The sequence below is a fragment of the Vibrio sp. 1457 genome (assembly GCF_033340195.1).
GTDB classification, from domain to species: domain Bacteria; phylum Pseudomonadota; class Gammaproteobacteria; order Enterobacterales; family Vibrionaceae; genus Vibrio; species Vibrio alginolyticus.
This window is the reverse complement of the sequence record NZ_JAWOWA010000015.1, coordinates 1-22128: the sequence shown is the minus strand read 5'-3', so window position 1 is coordinate 22128 and position 22128 is coordinate 1. Positions and strand designations below refer to the sequence as shown.

Sequence of the window (22128 nt, the reverse complement as noted above, 5' to 3'; positions counted from 1 at the left end):
TGCGTGAAAATTGATCTAGCTCAAGGTGTATATGCAACTCTCACTCGCCGGTTTATGGCAAGTCTCTCCACTGACGGACCTTTCTATCCCACAGGATGACATTACTTTCCCTGCTCCTTTGAGTCAGGTATTGCCTGCTGAACTGACTGAAGAAGCGATTCGTCAGCAAGAGTGGCACCTGATGCACGACATTGAAGTGGACGAATCCATGATGGCATTCCCTGCGGTAGAAATGGTGTTGGGTGGTGTGGATTACCATGCAGAAGTGCGTTTGAACGGGGTAGCATTGTTTGACTGTGACGGCTCACAAAGCGTGTACAAGAAAGACATTCGTCCGTTCATGCAGATGGGGCGTAACCGTTTTGAGATCCTGTTCCTTGAGGAAGAAGAAGATCTTCTGTTGGATGAGGATAAACCTGAGTTGTGCTCACTTGCGGATCATGAATACCAAAAGAGTGACGAGCGCTTAGGGGTATGGCAAGAACCGTATCTGCAGTTCATTCGCAATGTACGTTTAGACCGCGTGGCTACCGAACAGATTTGGCACCACGGTGGTGGTTGTGAGTTTAAGGTGGATTTGTACTACCAAACTTTTGCGCCGGGTTTAGTATCGGCATCGGTTAAGTTCAATGGCATGACTTACCATATTCCTATTGATGTCCGAGCGGAGCATGCGAGCGCTTTATTCCAGATCGAAGCGCCAAAGTATGCCGATCTTACTGATCCTGATCCAAGTGATCTCTACCAGTTGTCTGTTGAGTTGGATGGGCAGCACCAAAACTTCACAGTTGCCTTGAGCCAGGAGCTTTGTGTTACCCATGTTGTGCTTTAACGTCTAATAATATTATCTATTACAGCATCTTAAGCATTACGACTTCACATGCATCATGCCCTGTTTGTCCAAGCGGGGCATCGAGATGCTCAAAGCCTAGCTTTTCATACAAGCTTACCGCTTCTCTCAGACATTCAGTTGTCTCTAAATAGCACTGCTGATACCCAAATTGTTTCGCCAATTGTAAGCTCAATGCGACGATGCGTTTGGCTAAACCGTGTCCTCGTGTTTGAGGTAAGAAGTACATCTTTTGTAGTTCACACACATTTGGCTCGCCAGCTAAAGGGGCAAAGCCACCGCCACCAACGATCTCTCCGCGATGTTCAATGACCCAATAGGCGGCCCTGTTTTGATTGTACACCGAATACATATCATCAAGCGTTGGATCGGCCACACCATAACCTTTGTCTGCGGTTAAGCCGTATTCTGCAGAGACTTTACGAATCACATCTGCGACTTGCGGGTTGTCTGCTTTAGTAAGAGGTCGAAGAACGTATTCCTCCGCCTGACACACTTTTGTTAGCCCTTTTAGGTAAGTCTCTAGACCAAGTTTGAGTTGCTCTTGCTCGCTGTCATCGAGTTGGGTAAGCAGTTGTTCAAAGAAGTGGTTTTGCTGTTGGTCCAGTTGCGATAACGCCTGTTGGCCTTGCTCTGTAATCGCGACGAGTTGACTACGTTTGTCTTTTGGGTTTTCGATGCTCTCGACCAAACCTAATTTAATCAGACCAGTAACGGTTCGGCTCGCGTTGGACTTGTCGACATTAAGCTGCTGTGCCAGCTGATTGATGGTCAATGGCTGCAATTGGATTTCACCCAATGCGTGCGCTTGCACTGGAGTGAGAGCGACATCGCCGCATTGTTTATCAAGCATACCAAGCAATCGGACGGCTTGACGGGAGTAGTGTCGAAGTTGACGAGCGTTCATTATCACTTACCTCTAAAAATAAAGTTGCGTACCGCAATTAAATTAATTGCGGTACGCAACCTTGTCAATGGTAAATGTCATTTTTCTCGTTAGGAGACGTAGTGAGCCTCCATGTTTAAGCGTGGTGATGTAAACAAAACTGCGGTGCTGGAGCTTTTTCTGATGATTTACGCATCCATACTTTCTCGTGGAAGTAGTAAGCCACCGTGTTCAAACTTGGCTCTAGCATCGCCATTACGCCGCCGACAAATGCATCACCTGTTAGTAAGTAAACCACGGTAAAAGCGACGCTGAAGTGCACGGTCGCAAAGCTTGCGGTTTTTAATTTGGTCATCCACTGACGAGCTTTAAGTGCTGGGACTCTTGCCCATGCCTTTTCATGAAAGTAGAAGGCTACGGTGTTCACTGAAGGCTCAATCATGGCAATTAAACTACCAATTAGAATGTCGCCTGTGAGTACGTAAGCGACACTAAATGCGATAGTAAAATGCAGTGCTGCGAAAGTTAGTGTCTTTTTCATGATAATTACTCAATCGTGTTTGTTTCGATGAGTTCATTATCGATAATAATTCTCATTAATGCTAATGGGTAATGAGTATTGTTGTGATAGGGGGAAGCTATTGATGATGGTTTTGGTGAAATGTATACAAAAAAGGTTGGTCATGATGACCAACCTTTTGAACCAAAAGTGAGAAGTGTTAATTCTTCTCTTTCACTGAGGCTTAAAGTGCAGCGATCGTTGTCTTCTGCTCTTCTAGCTTAGCTAGTGTCTCTTTGTAGCCTTCAAGCTTCTCACGCTCTTTAGCAACAACTGCTTCAGGTGCTTTCGCTACGAAGCCTTCGTTACCTAGTTTACCTTCGATACGCTTGATTTCGCCGTGAGTCTTCTTGATTTCGCCATCTAGACGAGCAAGCTCTGCATCTTTGTCGATCAGACCTGCCATTGGGATCATCAGCTCAGACTTACCAACCAGTGCTGTCGCACATGCTGGAGTTTGTTCGCCAGTTTCAAGCACGCGTACTGCTTCTAGCTTCGCTAGCGACATCAATACTTGTTTGCTTGCTTCTAAACGAGAGGCATCTTCTGCATTTGCTGCTTTCAACATAACGTCAAGCGGCTTACCAGGGTTGATGTCGTATTCAGCACGTAGGTTACGGATGCTGGTAATGAACGCTTTCACCCATTCAATGTCGTCTAGCGCTTCTTGGTTGAAGTTTGCTTCGTCGAATTGAGGCAGCGTTTGTAGCATGATTGTCTCGCCTTCTACACCTTCAACTAATGGCTTGATGCTTTGCCAGATAGTTTCAGTGATGTAAGGAATGACTGGGTGAGCTAGACGTAGCGTCTTCTCAAGAACCGTGATTAATGTACGGCGAGTACCACGCTGTTGCGCTTCAGTACCTTTCCATAGAACGGGTTTAGTTAGCTCTAGGTACCAGTCACAGAATTGGTTCCAGATGAATTCGTAAAGTGTGTTCGCAGCCATATCTAGACGGAAGTTGTCGATATGGTTGTTAAACGCTTTCGCTGCGAGTTCAAACTGAGACTCGATCCACTTGTCTGCTAATGAGTATTCAATCTCACCACCGTTGAAGCCACAATCTTGCTCTTCTGTGTTCATCATTACGTAACGGCTTGCGTTCCATAGTTTGTTACAGAAGTTACGGTAACCCTCAAGACGTTTCATATCCCAGTTGATATCACGACCTGTTGATGCCATTGCTGCAAGAGTGAAACGCAGTGCGTCTGTACCGTATGCTTCGATACCGTTTTCAAACGTCTTACGAGTGTTCTTCTCGATCTTCTTCGCTAGTTGAGGCTGCATCATGTTGCCACAACGCTTCTCTACGAGAGACTCTAGGTCGATACCATCGATCATGTCGATTGGGTCAAGTACGTTACCTTTCGACTTGGACATCTTGTCGCCGTTTTCGTCACGGATTAGACCAGTAACGTAAACCGTCTTAAATGGTACTTGTGGTTTGCCGTTTTCGTCTTTCACGAAGTGCATGGTCATCATGATCATGCGCGCAACCCAGAAGAAGATGATGTCGAAACCAGTTACTAGTACGTCTGAAGGGTGGAATACTTTCAGATCGTCAGTTTGCTCTGGCCAACCTTGAGTACCGAACGTCCATAGTGCAGAAGAGAACCACGTATCCAGTACGTCTTCGTCTTGGTGAAGTTCAATGACTGACTCTAGGTTGTTGTTCTTGCGAACTTCTTCTTCAGTGCGACCTACGTAAACATTACCTTGGTTGTCGTACCAAGCTGGGATGCGGTGACCCCACCATAGCTGACGAGAGATACACCAGTCTTGAACGTCACGCATCCAAGAGAAGTACATGTTTTCGTATTGCTTAGGAACGAATTGGATGTCGCCGTTTTCTACTGCTTCAACTGCGGTTTTCGCTAGAGGCGCAGTACGTACGTACCATTGGTCAGTTAGCATTGGTTCGATAACAACGCCACCACGGTCGCCGTAAGGAACTTGTAGATCGTGATCTTTCACTTCTTCAAGTAGACCTAGCTCGTCGAATTCAGCAACGATAGCTTTACGAGCGGCAAAACGCTCCATACCGTGGTATTTAGCTGGTAGCTCAGTGCTGTAAGCGTCGCTTGCTTCGCCGTTAGTGTTGAATACTTCTGCTGAGTCGCGGATGTTCGCGTCGAAAGTCAGAATGTTGATCATTGGTAGCTGGTGGCGCTTACCTACTTCGTAGTCGTTGAAGTCGTGCGCAGGTGTGATTTTCACACAGCCAGTACCTTTTTCCATATCTGCGTGCTCATCGCCCACGATTGGGATGCGACGATCAACGATAGGAAGGATGATTTCTTTACCGATAAGATCTTTGTAACGTGGATCTTCTGGGTTAACTGCAACACCCGTATCGCCTAGCACGGTCTCTGGACGAGTCGTTGCAACAACGATGTAGTCTTTGCCATCCGCTGTTTTAGCGCCATCTGCTAGTGGGTAGCGGAAGTGCCACATGTGGCCTTTAGTGTCTTTGTTCTCTACTTCTAGATCTGAAATCGCTGTGTGTAGCTTTGGATCCCAGTTAACTAGACGCTTACCGCGGTAGATTAGATCGTCTTCGTATAGACGTACGAAGACTTCTTGAACGGCGTTAGATAGACCATCGTCCATCGTAAAGCGTTCACGATCCCAGTCTACAGATGCGCCAAGACGACGAAGCTGCTTAGTGATAGTGCCGCCAGATTCGCCTTTCCATTCCCAGATTTTGTCGATGAAAGCTTCACGACCGTAATCGTGTTTTGTTTTGCCTTCTTCTGCAGCGATCTTACGCTCAACAACCATCTGAGTTGCGATACCAGCGTGGTCAGTACCTACTTGCCAAAGGGTGTTTTTACCCTTCATACGTTCACAACGGATAAGCGTATCCATGATCGTATCTTGGAACGCGTGGCCCATGTGTAGGCTACCAGTGACGTTCGGTGGCGGGATCATGATGCTGTATGATTCTTTAGTAGTGTCACCGTGTGGCTTAAAGTAGCCTTTCTCTTCCCAAGTCTGATACAGAGCTTGTTCGATTGAAGTTGGGTTGTATGTCTTTTCCATAGCGCTCTTTTAATGGATACGTTGATGGTTGAATCTTAGTCAATCTTTATAAGTGAGGGATCTTAACAAGATCGCCTTAACTATAAGGATTGACCGTTAAGGATATTGAATTTCGATCGTTTGCAGCTGGTAACCTGCTTGACGGTAAATTTTATATCTTTCTCTTGCGAGTTGTTTAGCTTTTTCTTCGCAGGGCACGAAGTCTACCACTTGAGCAAACTTGTTCGCAAAGGTTGTCTCATTTTCCGCCAAATTAATTACCAGCTGACGGTTCCAATTAGGTTTTACACCTTCATGGCCGATTTCAATATTGGTGGCGTATTTCGGTCCCTCGCCTACGAGGTTATGTGCCATGAACTTGTCTGCATCAACTTGCCAAAAGGCTTCAGCGAGCTGCTCGGCGTGTGGTTTGTCTTGGCAGTTTAAATACACTTTAGCGCCTTGGCGAGCAAAGTGCTGAGCCAAAAACACGATGTATTCTTCAAAGCCAGCCACCGTTGCTTGCGGGCTCTCTTCGTTAATGATGTAGAAGGTTGCTGTTTGCATCATTCTCTCACTTGCCGATGGTCTCTTCCTGAAACCATATTAAATCCGATTTTCAATCAAGAAAATCGAGGTAATAAAAAAGGGCCTTGCGGCCCTTTTAGATTCTGTTCAGAAATTACTCTTCTGTCTCTTGGCCGCTGCGGTTCAAAAGGAATTGGACAAGCATTGAGACAGGACGGCCCGTTGAGCCTTTCGCTGCGCCTGATTTCCACGCGGTACCTGCGATATCGACGTGTGCCCAGTTGTACTTCTTCGCGAACTTAGATAAGAAGCAACCCGCAGTAATTGTGCCACCAGGGCGACCACCAATGTTTGCCATATCCGCAAACGGGCTCTTCAACTGTTCGTGGTACTCGTCTGCCATTGGTAGACGCCATGCACGGTCACTCGCTTGCTCAGAAGCGTTTACTAGCTCATGAGAAAGAGGGTTGTGGTTAGAGATTACGCCGCTGATATGGTGGCCTAGTGCGATAACACAAGCACCAGTTAGCGTTGCAACGTCAACCACGCAGTCTGGTTCGAAACGCTCTACGTAAGTCAGTGCGTCACAAAGAACAAGACGACCTTCCGCATCCGTGTTCAGAACTTCTACAGTTTGACCAGACATGGTCGTTAGGATGTCACCTGGACGGTAAGCGTTGCTGCCTGGCATGTTTTCACAGCCCGCTAGAACACCAATAACGTTGATTGGTAGGTTTAGCTTTGCTAGCGCTTTCATTGTACCGAATACCGATGCCGCACCACACATGTCGTACTTCATCTCATCCATGCCTTCGCCCGGTTTCAATGAGATACCGCCTGAGTCGAAGGTTAGACCTTTACCTACGAGCACAATCGGTTTTGCATCTGAGTCAGGGTTACCTTTGTACTCGATGATAGACATCATAGATTCGTTTTTAGAACCACGGCCTACTGCTAGGTAAGAGGTCATACCCAGTTTTTCCATCTCTTGCTCACCAATAATTTTGGTGGTTACGGTTTCGTAATCGTCCGCTAGACGACGAGCTTGAGAAGCAAGGTAAGCTGGATTAGCTACGTTTGGCGGCATGTTGCCAAGGTCTTTTGAGGCTTTGACACCTGATGCGATAGCAAGACCGTGAGTGATTGCTTTTTCACCCAAGTTCAATTCACGACGCGTTGGTACGTTGAAAACAAGCTTGCGCAGTGGGCGGCGAGTCTCAGGTTTCACGCTCTTGAATTGATTAAATGTGTATAGACCATCTTTAGTCGCTTCTACAGCCTGGCGCACTTTCCAGTATGTATCACGACCCTTAACATGCAGTTCAGTTAGGAAACATACCGCTTCCATTGAGCCTGTCTCGTTAAGTGTGCTGATCGTCTTTTGAATGATTTCCTTGTACTGGCGCTCGCCAAGTTCACGCTCTTTGCCGCAACCGACAAGTAAAACGCGCTCTGACAAAACACCTGGTACTTGATGCAGTAGCAGCATCTGACCAGGTTTACCCTCTAGATCACCACGGCGAAGTAGTGAACTGATGTAACCGTCACTGATTTTATCAAGTTGTTCGGCTACTGGAGAAAGGCGACGTGGTTCAAACACACCAACAACGATACATGCGCTACGTTGTTTCTCTGGACTGCCACTTTTTACACTGAACTCCATGCGTACTCCTACATCCTGAAGACAAATTGCTCTAAATGTTAGATAATGATCGCTTACTTGTTGAATTTTAGCTCCAGGCTTACATGCAGAGCTGATTAAGCGACTAACATCTAGTTTATAATTTTTAAAAAAATAAATGGTTCAACGGGAAACTATAGTGATTCGACCAAAAAAACAAGTTTTGTATAGGTAATTTCAGCGTGATTATTGTTAGATATTTGATCCGCGAAACACTCAAGAGCCAATTTGCGATTTTTTTCGTACTTTTTTTGGTGTTTGTAAGCCAGAAATTCATAAGTGTTCTTGCTGATGCTTCTGATGGGGATATTCCTGCTGGATTGATTTTCTCTATTGTTGGTTTGAACATGCCAGCAATGGGTCTGTTAATGCTGCCTTTAAGTCTGTATATCGGCATATTGATCACATTTGGTCGTCTGTATGCAGAGAGCGAAATTGTCGTAATGAACGCGACAGGTATTGGTAATAAATTCTTGGTTCAAGCGGCCTTATACCTAGCGTTGATTACTTCAGCGGTGGCGGCTTTCAATGCGTTGTGGCTATCGCCGTGGTCTCAAGAGCGCGTTGAGCAGCTTTATGAGCAGGTAGCGTCAGAAAACAGCGTTGACCTACTTAAAAAAGGTCAGTTCCAAGGTACACCAGACGGTTCATCGGTTGTGTTCATCGATGACATTAAAGACAATACCTTGAGCAACGTTTTTGTTGCGCAGATGCGCCCTCGAGATTCGGTGTTACCGAGTGTGATGTTCTCATCTTCTGGTGAAGTAAAAGAGCTTTCGGACGGTCGTCAGATCATCACTATGAAAGAAGGTACGCGTTATGAAGGTGTGCCTACTCGCGTTGAATATATGATCACGAAATTCGATGAATACGAAGGTGTTATCGGCCAACGTGAGGTCAAAAAGAAAGGGCGAGACTGGGAAGCATACCCAACGGTTGACTTGATAGGTCACCCAGATCCAGAGGCGCAAGCGGAGCTACAATGGCGAATTTCGTTATTTGTGTGTATTCCACTCTTAACAATGCTCGTTATTCCTTTGTCTGCGGTGAATCCGCGTCAGGGACGGTTTGCCAAAATGGGGCCTGCGATTCTGATCTATCTAGCGTATTTCTTGGCGATCAGTGCAACCAAATCTGCATTAGAAGATGGTGACATCCCGGCTGCTATTGGTATGTGGCCAATCAATGCGATGTTGCTGATTGTTGCTATCATGGCGAATATGATGGACAGCGTTGCTGCTAGACGAATAAAAGACAAATTCCGCAAGAAGAGGCTCGCGTAAGCTGTGTTCAAAATCTTAGACCTTTACATCGGTAGAACCATCATCTCTACCACTGCCTTGGTTTTAGCGACGTTTGTTGGCTTATCGGGCATCATCAAATATGTAGAACAGCTACGTAAAGTAGGGCGAGGTGTGTACGACCTCACTCATGCGTTGTACTTTGTGTTACTCAGTGTGCCGCGTGATATCGAAATGTTCTTTCCAATGGCGGCATTACTCGGTGCCCTGATCGGCTTAGGTATGTTGGCTTCAAGCTCTGAGCTGGTGGTGATGCAAGCTGCTGGTTTCTCTAAGCTGGATATCGGGTTATCGGTACTCAAAACGGCCGTCCCGCTCATGATTGTTGTTATGGCGTTAGGTCAATGGGGCGCTCCTGAGGCCCAGAAGATGGCCCGTGACTTACGTGCGTTTGCGATATCAGGTGGTAGCATTGTGTCTGTGCGCTCAGGTGTGTGGGCTCGTGACGCGAACGACTTTATCTTTATAGGTAAAGTCGAAGACGACAAGCTTTATGCTTTAAATATGTGGCGTTTTGATGATGATAAGAATCTACAAAAAGTTATTTTCGCCGAAGAAGTCGACTACCAACAAGATAACAACTGGCTGATGCGCTACGTACAAATTACGGACATGGAAAATGAAAACGTAATTTCAAAGCAAGACATCGAACAGATGGAGTGGCACACCTCTTTGGCACCAGATAAGCTAGCAGTGGTGACCGTGAAGCCAGAAGAACTGTCACTGAGCGGTTTGTATGATTATGTGACTTACCTGAAAGCATCGGAACAAGATGCATCTCGCTATGAGTTGGCGTTTTGGCGTAAGTTGACTCAGCCGCTTTCAATTGCTGTGATGATGTTAATGGCGCTATCTTTTGTTTTCGGTCCACTCAGAAGCGTGACCATGGGGGCAAGGGTATTGTCGGGCGTGGTTGCCGGGTTTACTTTTTACATATCCAGTGAGTTCTTTGGTCCATTAAGCTTGGTGTATGGCATATCCCCAGTGTTTGGTGCTTTGGCCCCGAGTTTGGTGTTCTTAGCTATTGCGATTGCACTGCTACGAAGAAAGCTATAACTGAAGCATCATCGAATAAACCAAGTTTTACCGAACCAAATGTAAAAGGAAGGCATTACGCCTTCCTTTTTTGTGTTCCTAGACAAGTTAATTTGCCTTAGGTAATACAACAACCTCTGTTTTGGCCCAAATGTCGTGGAAACCACGTTTCTTCGGATCAATCGGTACAGTCAAATTTGCCAAGCCAAAGCCAGATGTCGAAATACGAATCAGAGCTTGAGTTACCGTAATTGGTGCTCCGTCTTTGGCATTGCGAACTCGAAGCTTCCAAGCGCGCATCCCAAGAGTTTGTCCTGCTCGCGTCCAGAAGAACACAAAGAAATATATCCACACACCCGCAAGATAAAGTGTAAATAGAGGGCTCAATACAGGGTGCTTTCCGAGCATATCTGCGGCATCAGCGTACTCGCCATAGCTCAACAATCCTGCTGCATTTAGTGCAAACACAACGGCCATAACAATACCTGCGGCCATCATTTCAATTGCGATAATAATCAATGTGTCGTAAATCAACGCTGCAAGTCGACGAAAGAGACCAGCAGGTGGAAGAGTTGTAGACGTTGTCATTATTCCATCACTTACCTTAAAAATTGTGCGTCAGAATATAGATTCCCTCACCAAGAGAAAAGAGACCTAACGCACAGAGTCTTTAATTGTGTATAAACGAAGAGACTTTTCTGCCCTACGTTATCAGCACATGTCATGATACACGAGGCCGTGCAGCAATATGTTTCAACTGAATTCGACTCTCTTAACCATTGGCTCTTTGGTCTGTGACCAGATTAGATAGCTGAGAGAGTTGGTGTTTCTCATCTTCGGTATAATGTTGGCTTAATGAAAGCTCTAAAGCTTTTTCTGACAGCTTGATTGCTGGTGACAAAAATAACTTAGGGTGCATACTAGAGAGAGCTAGCAAGGCCTTTTGTAGGCGAATCTGTATTTGGAGTTGCGCTGCACCATCGTGTGCTATCGGCAAAAAGACATCATCGAACAAATCCTGGCAGCTCAATGCGGGCACAAATAGTCTAGGATATCGAGTTTTGGTAGGAGGCTCACTGAGTAGGTCTCCCCATAATGAAAGTGCTCGTACAGAACGCCCAAGAACGTCAATTGCGGTGCCATTATCATTTACAGCCGGAGATAGTGCTCGTGAGGCGATTTCCGCCATAACGACTAAACCAAAGCGAGGGTCCTGATCATATGAACGCTCCGTTCGAATCGTGAAGGCTGCCGTTACTTCGCTTTCGTCTGGCAACTCTCCACAAACCCAAGCCAATGGTTGACCTACGTACACAAAACTTCCCGGTTGTCGCTCAAGGTAGATGGTGCATTGGTTTGCTTCAGCAATACTATCGAGATGATGCATATCAACATGCTGTAAGTAACCAATTTCTTGGCTCAAAATAGGTTTACTTCCTCTGGGTTTATGTTCTGGGTGGCTCCATGGGTGAGCGCCTAGCCAACGCTCTTTGCCCCGTTTTCTTATCGCATCTAACAAGGCTTGCTCTACGTATGAAGTGGTTTCACTGACCCTTCCTAGTACGGAAAGGTGCTGAATCCAACGTAGCAGAGTGAGTATGATCATCACGATTACGGCGATAGTCACGATGAATAGATAAATTTGTGCTTGTTGATGATAGGCCCCAATACCTAGCGCGATAATTCCTACCAAACTAAATAGAAAAGAGCCAAGAAAGGTTGCTAAGGCATTTTGTGTTGTGCTGTCTTCCATCAACAGTTTTGTCGCTCGCGGCGTTACCCCTGCACTAGCGGCACTGTACGCTGAGACCATAATATTGAGAGAGAATGTAGTCACTGCAAGCATGGAGGTTGCGAGGATATTTAATATGTTGTTCAACAAATCCTTGCTGACGTTGATGGCAGGGGGCAGAGTAATGAACTGGTTTAAAACAATCGACATTAAGGCGGTAGCAACAGCTAGTAATGCGTAGAGTGACGTCCGGACCCACAGTTTTCGTGTCATCTGTTTCAGTAACCACTGCCATTTTGACCCAGTCATTCTTTGCTCCTATTCAGTTCTCACTAGAAAGTCGATAGAAAATTCAGAAAGTTATTCTTGCTTAAGCATAGGTTAAATGCCCGTCGTTCTGCTTGATATTTCATGCATCACGAAAGTAAGAAAGCTGCTTGCTTCAAAGAATGGTGCTCTTGAGGTGTGAATTACCACGATTCTGTTACCTTAATTGATAGATGAATTAAAAGTATGTGATTGAAAAGAGGTAGCGCATGATTGTAATTACAGGTGCAAGTAGCGGTTTAGGGGCTGAACTAGCAAAGCGTTATGATGCGGAAGGCAAAGAGACGTATGTAATAGGAAGAAATACAGAAAAACTATCCGCACTAGCAAAACAACTCTCTCATAACGTTGGTTATCAAGCTTGCAACCTCTCATCGCACCAAAATGTGAAACAGCTCTTTGATGGGGTGAAACAGTCCCCTGAAATGGTCATTCATAGTGCGGGAAGTGGTTATTTTGGCTTACTGGAAGAGCAGGAGCCGGAAGAGATTCAAAAGTTGATTGATAACAACCTGAATTCTGCGATTCATGTGTTAAGAGAGTTAGTAAAGCGTTACAAAGATCATCCAATAAAAGTGGTCATGATCATGTCCACAGCCGCGCAAAAACCTAAAGCGCAAGAGTCTACGTATTGTGCAGTGAAATGGGCCGTCAAAGGATTAATTGAGTCGGTTCGTTTGGAGCTAAAAGGAAAACCTATGAAAATCATCGCGGTTTATCCTGGTGGAATGGATACGGAATTCTGGAAAACAAGCGGCAATACGATGGACACGAGTCACTTCATGCAAGCAGAAGATGCCGCAGAGATGCTCCATAATGCGTTGTCGAGCATTGGGAATGGTTATGTTTCTGATATTACAGTGAATAGAACTTAAAAAGAGTTTCGTATACTCATTTTCATCTGGAAGAGTAGTAGAAAATGGAGCGTACGTTTCTTATGAGTACAGCTTTGTCACACTTTGTGGCGAAATTATCAGCAAACGATAGTTATTTAAGGTATTTCTGCTTGCGCAGGTCAAAAGCTTACGTATAATGCCAACCATCAAAGGGCAATAGCCCAAAGATGCCGGTGTGGTGAAATTGGTATACACGACGGATTCAAAATCCGTTGCCTTCGGGCGTGGCGGTTCAAGCCCGCCCACCGGTACCATACATAGAAAGGTCGCTTTTATAGCGGCCTTTCGTCGTTTTAGGTGCTCGTAAATATCAAAAGGAAGTTAGCGTTGCCTTCGCGGTGGCGGCAGGGATGCCAGTCCAATCAACTCCGTCCACCGGTACCATATTTTAAGACAGAGCCTCGATGAAAGTCGGGGCTTTGTTGTATCTGGATCTTCAAAACAAAAAAGCGCGAGGGGTATGCCTCGCGCAAACTACTCATGGTGATAGTAGGAACAGCCTATAGAGCTGTGAACAAGGTATTTTGAGTGTTCGGAGTCCAGTCTGCTTGGGACACGTGCGGTACATCAACTAGATAACGCAAACCTTGATAAGTCACCACATCACCTTGTTTATAGGAAACATTCTGAGTCCAGTTAGTGGCTGGGTCTGCATTTGTCCAAAGGCTAGAGGTTGGAGACGGTGCCCAATCTTGTTGCGCAGTATGGTTTGTTACAGCCTGGTATACAGTACCTAGGTGTAAGACGTAATCGCCAGCGTCGTAGTTATGACCAACTTGCCAGTTCGGTGTGTAGTTATCCATTGTGTCGAAGTCATAACCCGCTTGTTTTGCTAACTGTATAAACTTAGCGAGCTTAGGTAGGTTTTGCGTTGCACCCATGCCACGCTTACCATCTTCAAATAGGAACTCGTGAGTTAATACGATAACTTTATCGGCGTGTAAAGGTGTACCACATGGGAACTCTTGAGCTTTGGAGTTGATCGGGTTAATCGTTGTTGGTGCACAAGTGTTTAACGCGGAATCCACATATCCAAGAAATGCTTCTGCTTCTGTAAGGCTGTTTGCTGGCATTTCAATGCCCCAATTTTCGGGTGCCCAGTCCACATCCCAACCGTGAGTTTGATAGCCGTTATTCGCTAGGATATTTTGAACCTCGATAGCTGCTTTTACACTGTTGGATGGGTTGGATGTATCGCATACATATCCTGGTTCCCAAGGTTTCAGGTCATCAGACGTGGCACATAACCCATCTGCTTTGAAGTCTTTCGTCACGCGCCAACCGTTGGTGTAGGGCAGTCTAGCAAACTCTGTTGCCTTGTAGTTCGGGTAGCTTGTAATGTTCGGCAAATACTTTGCTAACACAGATAAGTTTTCCGTAAACATTGAGGCATCGTAAACAGGGTCTTGATACGAGTTAAGCTGGTGGTCCCCGGTCGCATTACACTCCGCAGCACTGTTCGGTCCAAATTCATCCACGCAGTTGTGCACCATGTGATCGTAACTGTGGTTCGCAACAATATGACCAGTGTCTAATGCGAGCTTTAAGGCTTCTAGGGAACGGTCTTCATTCTCATCACCAATTCCATCTAAATGCCAAGCATTAAAGTAAAACGTCGCTTTGATATCTTCCTGGTTAAGTACTTGAATAACGTCAATAGATGCATTGATTGGTCCATCATCAAACGTTAGATAAATTGTGCCTTTAGAGTCGGTTTGAGCAAATGAGTGTTGTGATAGTGCGGCACTTACAAGCGTTGCAATAGCCAATTTATTAAATTTCATTCTCTATTCATTTTAAGAAATTAATAACGACGTTGTCAGTAGTAAAATATTGATAATTTGAAAATTAATGTGATGTTTTAAATTATTTTATAACTTTTATCCTAGACCTAAATAATTACAAAAAAATAGGTGGTATTTTCTAAATTGGGATTGTGTTCACGAACAATGCAACCGGTTGCGCTTTTTTGTCTTGGTTATTTTTGCTACAGTTTTTGCAGGTTGAAATTTACACAACGGGAGTAAGGCTATGAAAAAGATCCTTTTATGCTGTAGCGCAGGGATGTCAACCAGTATGCTTGTTAAGAAAATGGAGCAAGCTGCTGAAAATAAAGGAATTGAATGCAAAATTGATGCGATGTCAGTGAATGCATTTGAAGATGCAATTAAAGAGTACGATGTTTGTCTTCTCGGGCCTCAAGTACGTTTTCAGCTAGAAGAGCTAAGAAAAACGGCGCAAGAGCATGGTAAAAACATTGACGCGATTTCTCATCAGCATTATGGAATGATGAAGGGAGAGGAAGTACTAGAGCAAGCATTAGAATTAATTAACTAAACCATAGTTTTAAATTAAAAAGATAACTGTACATCAAATATAAATATTTGATGCGGGATTCTTTTGCCTAAAATAAGGATGGATTCTATGAAGCTTTATGACGCAATTATAGGCGCAGTCGAAAAGCATATAGCCCCTATAGCAGCTAAAGTGGGGAATCAGCCCCATGTTCGCGCAATGAGAGACGGTTTTATTGTCGCAATGCCGTTTATTATTGTCGGTAGTTTCATTTTGATTTTTGCATTCCCCCCATTTGCCGAAGATACAACCTTTACTTTTGGTCGAATTTGGCTCGATTTCGCCACTACACATTTTGATACCATAATGATGCCCTACAACATGTCGATGGGGATCATGACCATTTTTGTTTCGCTGGGCGTTGCTTATAGTTTAGCGAAGGCTTACAAGATGGATGGGATCACGAGTGCTGTATTGTCACTAATGTCTTTTTTACTCATTGCGGCCCCAGCTAAAGATGGCGCGTTGTCTATGTCTCACATGGGCGGAACCGGGATCTTCACCGCAGTGATGTGTGCATTTTTCTCGGTGGAGCTCTACCGTTTTATGAAAAAGCACAATATTACGATTCGCATGCCAGAGCAGGTGCCACCGGCGATTGCGCGATCATTTGAAGTATTGCTACCAGTCTTAGCGATATTCACTACCTTATATCCACTTAGCCTTTTCGTACAAACCCAGTACGACATGCTGATTCCAGACGCTGTTATGGCTATCTTTAAACCTCTAATTAGTGCGTCTAACTCATTGCCTGCCATTATTGGCGCTTTATTGCTTTGCCAGCTGCTTTGGTTTGCGGGTATTCATGGTGCTGCAATTGTTGTTGGACTGCTTTCTCCAATCTTTTTGACCAACATTGGTGCCAACATTGAAGCCTTTGTTGCAGGTGAACCGATTCCAAACGTATTTACTCAACCGTTCTGGGATTTTTACATCTTTATTGGCGGCTCTGGTGCAACACTTGCTCTTGTTATGCTGATGTCGTTTAGCCGTTCTGTTCACCTTAAGAGCATTGGTCGAATGAGTGCGGTGCCTGGCTTTTTCCAAATCAACGAACCAGTGATCTTCGGTAGCCCAGTTGTGATGAACCCGACCTTGTTTATCCCGTTCGTCTTCGCTCCAGTCATCAACGCTACGATTGCGTATTTTGCTGTGCATGTCGGCTTTGTGGGTATGGGTGTCGCTACAACACCTTGGACAACACCGGCACTGATAGGTGCTTCGTGGGGGAGCGGTTGGACCTTTGCGCCAGTATTGCTCGTCATTGGTTTATTGGTTCTTGATCTAATCATCTACTTCCCATTCTTCAAAATGTTTGAGAAGCAAATGTTGGAGCAAGAACTACCAACGACGAAGGAAACTAAAGGTGACACGCAGCCGTCAGGCGAAGGCGTTACTGCTTAACTGTGCTTAATGGGCCGCAATTACCGCGGCCCGATTTTCGGAGAGAAAATGATGGAACAAGAATTGGTTGTGATGGAGATCATTTGCAATGCTGGTGAAGCCAGAAGTTTAAGCTACGAGGCATTGCGTTTATCTCGAGAACAAGATTTTGAAGCGGCTGACGAGAAGCTCTCTCAAGCAAGAGAGTGCATTAATAAAGCCCACTTAATACAGACTCAGCTTATTGAAGAAGATCAGGGAGAAGGGAAAGTCCCGATGACGTTAGTGATGGTGCATGCTCAAGATCACCTGATGACTACGATTTTGGCTCAAGAGATGGCTGTAGAAATCGTCGCACTGAACAAAAAAATCTCGAACAAGTAAAGGGGGATGAAAATGTCTAGAGAGGCGATCAAACTTGCCATTATTGGCGGTGGTAGTAGCTATACCCCGGAATTGGTTGAAGGGGTTATTAAGCGCTTAGAATATTTACCCGTTAAGAAAATCCATTTTGTGGACATTGAGTCAGGAGCTGAGAAGCTTGAGATCATCAAAGGATTGGCTCAGCGAATGGTCGATAAAGCCGGAGCAAAAATTGAGATAAAAGCCGGTTTCGATCGCCGTGCTGCGATAAAAGATGCGGATTTTGTGATGACGCAGTTTCGTGTTGGTGGCCTTGCTGCACGCGCTAACGATGAGCGAATCCCAATCAAGTACGACGTCATCGGCCAAGAAACAACGGGCCCTGGTGGTTTTGCTAAAGCACTGCGAACCATTCCGGTCATTCTTGATATCTGTAAAGACATTGAAGAGTTGGCTCCAAACGCATGGATGCTCAATTTCACCAACCCAGCGGGTTTAGTTTCCGAAGCGGTCAGTAAGTACACCAAAGTAAAGAGTATTGGTTTATGCAATGTGCCCGTTTCAATGGAAATGATGATTGCAGAAATGATGGAGTGCGAGCCAAAAGAGCTACAACTTGAGTTTGCTGGGTTAAACCATCTCGTGTGGGTACACAAAGCATGGCTCAATGGGGAAGATATTACTCAAACGGTATTAGAGAAAGTCGGTGATGGTGCCAACTTCAGTATGAAGAATATCTGGGAAGAGCCGTGGGATCCTGCATTTCTAAAAGCACTGGGGGCGATACCATGTCCTTATCATCGCTACTTCTACCAAACTGATGCCATGCTTGCTGAAGAGAAACAAAGTGCCGATGAAAAAGGCACTCGTGCTGAGCAGGTAATGGAAACAGAAAATGCGCTATTTAAGCTCTATCAAGATCCTACCCTCGATCATAAGCCGAAAGAGTTAGAGGAGCGGGGTGGTGCTTATTATTCTGATGCATCACTGAACCTAGTTGATTCAATTTATAACAATCGTAATAGTATTCATGTTGTTAACGTTTTAAATAATGGAGCGATCAACGGCCTACCTGACGATGCTGTGATTGAATGTAGTGCGGTGATTGGTAGCTGGGGGGCGAAACCTCTTGCGGTTGGCGAGTTGTCAAACAATATCAAAGGATTACTCTATCAAGTTAAAGCGTATGAGCAGCTAACAATAGAAGCTGCTGTCGAAGGTAATTATGACAAGGCGCTTATGGCATTAACCAATAACCCATTGGTGCCTGACATTGGCCGCGCCAAGTCAATCCTGGATGATATCCTAGCGGTGAACGCTCCGTATTTACCTCAATTTAAACTAACGACGTTGTAGTACTAAGGAAGGACGCCAATGAAAGTCATTTTTAATGCTGATGATTTTGGTTTAACGAGAGGTGTAAATAGCGGCATCGTTAAAGCTCACCAGCAAGGTGTGGTTCATTCAACCACCATGATGGTGGGTATGGATGCTGAGCAACATGCCTTAGAACTAGCTCGCCATAATCCAGACTTGAAAATTGGCGTTCATCTTAGGTTTACAGCAGGTGTGCCTATAACGAAGCATCCTAACTTGACCAACGGCCGAGCGCACTTTATTAACTATGACGAACTTTGGAGTAAGCAGGACTTCGAAACTCAGGTCGTTTATGATGAAGCAAAAGCTCAGGTGGAACATTTTTTATCGCTTGGGTTAGAGCTAAGCCACTTAGATAGCCATCATCACGCGCATACTCACCCTCAAATTTTGCCCGTTATTAAAGAAGTAGCGAATGAATACCGAGTGCCACTGCGGGGCACTGGCTTGTGTCAAGAATCGATGACAATCAGGTATATCTTTACTGATGAGTTTTATGATCAAAAAGTGAGCTTGGATGGCTTAATGGCACATCTATTGAGCTTAAAAGCTGACTATGACTTGGTTGAGGTGATGTGCCACCCGGCAGAGGCCGATCAGGCGCTTATCTTAAAGAGTGGCTATGCGCTTCAGCGAGAGCTAGAGTTACAAGTTCTTACCTCTCCCATTTTAAAAGAACAGTTAGCTCATCATGGTATAACTGTCACGGATTACTCTGAGCTTGTTTCTACCAATCAAATGGTCGGTGTATGATTAAAGGCTGCCAGCTTCGCCCCCTATAGCACCTTACGAATTGCTGGCAGCCGTTCTACACAAACGAATATTTAATAACAATTGCAGTTGGACCCAATAGCATTATGGCAAGGATTAAAGATGTAGCCGAACTCGCCGGTGTAAATCGCTCTACCGTTTCTCGAATTATTAATGGAGAGGGGAAATTTCGCGAGGAAACTCGAAAAAAAGTAGAGCAAGCTATGGCGCAATTGAATTATCGTCCCAGTGCAATTGCTCGTTCACTCGCAACCTCATCCAGTAATATGGTTGGGTTATTGGTGACTTACTATACGGGGGGCTTCTTTGGCGAGATGATGGAGCAGGTTCAGACCGAGCTGGATATTCATAAGAAGTTTTTGATTACAGCTCAAGGCCATCATTCTGCACAAGGTGAAAAAGAGGCAATTCAGCGTTTTAATGATTTACGTTGTGACGGCTATGTACTTCATAGTCGTTATTTGTCAGATGATGACTTACGTGAACTAGCTAAACAGCCAACACCTTTCGTTCTCCTGGATCGCTACGTGGAAGGAATAGAAGAGCGTTGTGTTACCTTTAACCATCATCATGCAAGCCGTATTGCCGTTGAGCACCTTTTAGCTGGTGGTCATCGAAAGATTGCTTGTATTGCCGGTCCATCCCAACGTCATAACAGTGTATTGAGAAAGCTTGGGTATATTGATGCAATGAAGGATGCTGGTATAGATATTGATGAAAGCTGGTGTGAAGAAGGGAATTATGGCCGGCAAAGTGGTTATGATGCAATGGCTGCAATTTTACAACGACACCCTGATGTGACGGCTGTCTTTTCGTGCAGTGAAGAAATGACGGTTGGCGCAATGCAGTACTTACACGAGCATAGTATTTCTGTACCAGAGCAAATCTCATTAACTAGCTTTGACAGTGTTGATCTTTGTGAAAGTCTTTACCCTACAGTATCAGCAGTGCACTTTCCTATCAGTGACATGGCCCGTGTAGCGGTACAAACGTTAATGGGGCTAGTCAAAGATCAAGAAGTAATAGACAAGCCAGTATTCGAGGCCAAGCTTAAAATACGCAAAGCAGATCGTTCCTTAAAGTAGCTTACTTCTATCTAATTAAGTGAGTCGCTTAGAAATAACGGTTTGATGTTTTGATAGTTACTGATGAATTTATTCACAAAATTTACTAGTATTCTAACTCTCTTAAGAAATATAAATCAGTAGTGAATAAGTGGCTGCCATTAAACTAACGGTCGATCGTATTCAACCCGGATTACATATCCGTCTTCCGCTAAAGTGGAACGATCACCCCTTTCTACTCAATAGCTTTAAGATTAAAGACCAAGAGCAAGTCGAGATGATCCGCCACCTCGGCGTAAAGTTCGTTTACTTTAATCCAGAGCAAAGCGATGCCGTTCCACTCCCTGTTGATCAAAGACAAGCTGACAGAGTAACAAATGAAGCGTCGTTAGATCATGAAACTCAAAAAATGTGGCAAGAAAAACAGAACCGCATAGAAAAGTTAAGTGCATACCGTCGACGCGTGATTCAGTGTGAAAAAGAGTTTGAGCGCTCTCTGGCACGTATGCGTTCAGTCATGACTAAAATCCGTAACCGTCCGACAGCAGCAGTTGATGAAGCAAAGCTTCTTATTGAAGATATCGTCGAGAAGTTAATGTGCGATGATAATGTTACGTTACATCTGATGAACGGAAAAAATGAGTTTGAAGATATTTATTTCCACTCATTGAACGTGGCTGTTATCTCGATGATGATTGGCCGTGCTAAAGGGTACTCAGCAGCACAGTTGAAAGAGCTTTCCTTCTCCGCACTATTCCATGATATCGGGAAAATAAAAATCCCGACTGCAATATTAAGAAAGCAACTACCTCTAACAGAGCCAGAAACCAACTACTTAAAGTTGCACACTAAATATGGCGTCGATCTTGCGAGTCAAATCGAGGCTTTTCCCGAAGTCGCGAGAATTGTGATCGCGCAGCACCATGAGCTAAGAGATGGGTCTGGTTATCCTAAAGGCCTGAAAGGAGATGAGATCAACGAGTTTGCTCAAATTATTGCTGTAGCCAATGCGTTTGATAACTTGTGTCATACACCGATAGTCTCAGATCAAAAGATTCCTTATACCGCACTCTCTCATTTATATAAGAACTGTAAACACCTATATAAAGAAGAGAACCTGAACATCCTAATTAAGTTTATGGGCGTGTTTCCTCCGGGTACCGTAGTTCAGCTTTCTAATAATATGGTCGGCCTGGTTATCTCAGTGAATGCATCGCATTTATTATTCCCGAATGTCTTGGTTTACGATCCATCAGTACCAAGGACGCAAGCGCCAATCATTGATCTTGCCTCAAAAGATATAAAGATAGTTAACGCGATTCATCCGTCAAAATTACCGGATAAAGTAAAAGAGTATCTAAATCCGCGTTCGCGTATTTCTTATTTCTTTGATAGTGATGAGTAGTTATCCACAGCTTTTTGTGGGTAAATTGTATAAATCCTGAGTGTTATTTCTGGGTAATTTTAGGGTTGGATGGAAAGTATCCATTTGGCATGTTTTTTTAGAAAAAATGCACTTTTAGTATTGCCAAAGAAAATCTTCTCCCTATAATGCGCATCCATCGACACGGCAGACGCCACAAGGCTTTAGCAGGGTCGAAGAGGTAAAAAGCTTCTACAAAAAATTAGTTTAAAAAAGTGTTTGACACTAACAACTAAATCGCTAGAATGCACCTCCGCTTTGAGAGAAAAACTTCTCGTAAAGCAAGCTCTTTAACAATATAGACCTATCAATCTGTGTGGGCACTCGTTGATGATAATCCAATTAGATACTTCGGTATCAAATTAGGTTTCAATGAAACGAAGTGACCATTCGAATTGGGAAGCAGCCTTGAGCTGTTTTGTTTTACTTTTTCAAAAGTAAAAACCAATAAGAGCACAGTCAATTCAAACATTACTTCTGCTATTTATTAGCGAAAGGAATGTTCAGTATTCATTGAGCCGAACAAAATCTTAAATTGAAGAGTTTGATCATGGCTCAGATTGAACGCTGGCGGC

Annotated in this window: 19 protein-coding genes and 1 tRNA gene; 12 read left to right on the top strand and 8 right to left on the bottom strand. The window is 44.5% G+C overall.

The window, feature by feature from the left end:
* Nucleotides 1-31 precede the first annotated feature (31 nt).
* Nucleotides 32-832, top strand: a complete 801-nt coding sequence (locus R7Z41_RS16090; RefSeq protein ID WP_225478036.1) for a glycosyl hydrolase 2 galactose-binding domain-containing protein — start codon at nt 32-34, stop codon at nt 830-832.
* 19 nt (nt 833-851) lie between these two features.
* On the opposite strand, the gene R7Z41_RS16085 is transcribed toward R7Z41_RS16090, so the two are convergent.
* From R7Z41_RS16085 to pepA, 5 genes are all read right to left on the bottom strand, one after another.
* Nucleotides 852-1757, bottom strand: coding sequence for a bifunctional helix-turn-helix transcriptional regulator/GNAT family N-acetyltransferase (locus tag R7Z41_RS16085; RefSeq protein WP_017636182.1), 906 nt, complete (start codon nt 1755-1757; stop codon nt 852-854).
* Nucleotides 1758-1872: 115 nt separating this feature from the next.
* Entirely contained in the window at nt 1873-2277 is a 405-nt protein-coding gene (locus R7Z41_RS16080) for a DUF2061 domain-containing protein (protein WP_225478035.1), read from the bottom strand.
* 202 nt (nt 2278-2479) lie between these two features.
* A complete protein-coding gene (locus tag R7Z41_RS16075) occupies nt 2480-5338 on the bottom strand; it encodes a valine--tRNA ligase (RefSeq protein WP_167415468.1) in 2859 nt (952 codons plus the stop codon).
* Between the two features lie 96 nt (nt 5339-5434).
* The gene (locus R7Z41_RS16070) at nt 5435-5884 is read right to left on the bottom strand and encodes a DNA polymerase III subunit chi (RefSeq protein WP_031777270.1); all 450 of its coding nucleotides are present in this window, start codon (nt 5882-5884) and stop codon (nt 5435-5437) included.
* A 115-nt stretch (nt 5885-5999) separates the two neighbouring features.
* On the bottom strand, nt 6000-7508 hold the full coding sequence (gene pepA, locus R7Z41_RS16065; protein WP_005381073.1) for a leucyl aminopeptidase: 1509 nt from the start codon (nt 7506-7508) through the stop codon (nt 6000-6002).
* A 200-nt stretch (nt 7509-7708) separates the two neighbouring features.
* Between pepA and lptF the strand changes: the two genes are divergently transcribed.
* Both lptF and lptG read left to right on the top strand, forming a co-directional pair.
* Nucleotides 7709-8809, top strand: coding sequence for an LPS export ABC transporter permease LptF (gene lptF, locus R7Z41_RS16060; RefSeq protein ID WP_225478034.1), 1101 nt, complete (start codon nt 7709-7711; stop codon nt 8807-8809).
* 3 nt (nt 8810-8812) lie between these two features.
* Complete coding sequence (lptG, locus tag R7Z41_RS16055; protein ID WP_005381071.1) at nt 8813-9883, top strand: LPS export ABC transporter permease LptG; 1071 nt, start codon at nt 8813-8815, stop codon at nt 9881-9883.
* An 87-nt stretch (nt 9884-9970) separates the two neighbouring features.
* Here lptG and R7Z41_RS16050 read toward each other — a convergent pair whose 3' ends face one another.
* Nucleotides 9971-10450: an RDD family protein gene (locus R7Z41_RS16050; RefSeq protein WP_005381070.1), complete on the bottom strand. Its 480-nt coding sequence runs from the start codon at nt 10448-10450 to the stop codon at nt 9971-9973.
* 184 nt (nt 10451-10634) lie between these two features.
* Nucleotides 10635-11903, bottom strand: a complete 1269-nt coding sequence (locus tag R7Z41_RS16045; RefSeq protein ID WP_017636178.1) for a DUF2254 domain-containing protein — start codon at nt 11901-11903, stop codon at nt 10635-10637.
* A 227-nt stretch (nt 11904-12130) separates the two neighbouring features.
* Here R7Z41_RS16045 and R7Z41_RS16040 point away from each other — a divergent pair, with 227 nt between their 5' ends.
* A complete protein-coding gene (locus tag R7Z41_RS16040) occupies nt 12131-12796 on the top strand; it encodes an SDR family NAD(P)-dependent oxidoreductase (RefSeq protein ID WP_213973526.1) in 666 nt (221 codons plus the stop codon).
* Between the two features lie 190 nt (nt 12797-12986).
* Nucleotides 12987-13071, top strand: a tRNA-Leu gene (locus R7Z41_RS16035).
* A gap of 246 nt (nt 13072-13317) precedes the next feature.
* Here R7Z41_RS16035 and R7Z41_RS16030 read toward each other — a convergent pair.
* Entirely contained in the window at nt 13318-14601 is a 1284-nt protein-coding gene (locus tag R7Z41_RS16030; protein ID WP_005381066.1) for a carbohydrate-binding protein, read from the bottom strand.
* A gap of 247 nt (nt 14602-14848) precedes the next feature.
* Between R7Z41_RS16030 and R7Z41_RS16025 the strand changes: the two genes are divergently transcribed.
* From R7Z41_RS16025 to R7Z41_RS15995, 7 genes are all read left to right on the top strand, one after another.
* Entirely contained in the window at nt 14849-15154 is a 306-nt protein-coding gene (locus R7Z41_RS16025) for a PTS sugar transporter subunit IIB (protein ID WP_065274866.1), read from the top strand.
* Nucleotides 15155-15241: 87 nt separating this feature from the next.
* Nucleotides 15242-16576, top strand: coding sequence for a PTS sugar transporter subunit IIC (locus R7Z41_RS16020; RefSeq protein ID WP_206971005.1), 1335 nt, complete (start codon nt 15242-15244; stop codon nt 16574-16576).
* Between the two features lie 51 nt (nt 16577-16627).
* On the top strand, nt 16628-16939 hold the full coding sequence (locus R7Z41_RS16015) for a PTS lactose/cellobiose transporter subunit IIA (RefSeq protein WP_031777269.1): 312 nt from the start codon (nt 16628-16630) through the stop codon (nt 16937-16939).
* Between the two features lie 12 nt (nt 16940-16951).
* A complete protein-coding gene (locus R7Z41_RS16010) occupies nt 16952-18274 on the top strand; it encodes a 6-phospho-beta-glucosidase (protein WP_151514325.1) in 1323 nt (440 codons plus the stop codon).
* An 18-nt stretch (nt 18275-18292) separates the two neighbouring features.
* Entirely contained in the window at nt 18293-19048 is a 756-nt protein-coding gene (gene chbG / locus R7Z41_RS16005) for a chitin disaccharide deacetylase (protein ID WP_005385547.1), read from the top strand.
* A gap of 104 nt (nt 19049-19152) precedes the next feature.
* Nucleotides 19153-20151 (top strand): LacI family DNA-binding transcriptional regulator, encoded by a 999-nt coding sequence (locus R7Z41_RS16000; RefSeq protein WP_005381031.1) that lies wholly within the window; start codon nt 19153-19155, stop codon nt 20149-20151.
* Nucleotides 20152-20281: 130 nt separating this feature from the next.
* On the top strand, nt 20282-21535 hold the full coding sequence (locus R7Z41_RS15995; protein ID WP_005381029.1) for an HD-GYP domain-containing protein: 1254 nt from the start codon (nt 20282-20284) through the stop codon (nt 21533-21535).
* Nucleotides 21536-22128 lie beyond the last annotated feature (593 nt).